The sequence below is a fragment of the Pseudomonas sp. AKS31 genome (assembly GCF_023634765.1).
GTDB lineage: Bacteria > Pseudomonadota > Gammaproteobacteria > Pseudomonadales > Pseudomonadaceae > Aquipseudomonas.
Window position 1 is genome coordinate 148,437 of record NZ_JAMLFX010000013.1, and the last position, 237, is coordinate 148,673.

Genomic DNA, 237 nt, shown 5'->3' on the forward strand with positions numbered 1-237 from the left:
CAAGCCTGCCTAAACAGTGGCTGCAAAGGTACAGTTCCCAAGCGTCATCAGCCACTTCCTTCAGCGCGATATCCTCTCCAATCAGAGCCTCTCCAAGAAAAATCAGCTGTCCTTTCCATTTAATTTCCCCATTTGACCGAACCTTGCGTACTTCAACATCGGAACCATATTCAAGCGCAGGCAAATAACCGGGATAAGCGCGTATCGACGGGCGATAGACAGATGCCGGCGGTTTCA

At 50.2% G+C, this 237-nt stretch carries 1 pseudogene; it reads right to left on the reverse strand.

Going from position 1 to position 237, the window contains the following annotated elements:
• Window positions 1–237 (reverse strand): annotated as a pseudogene (locus tag M9827_RS28080) (IS481 family transposase); the annotation flags it as partial.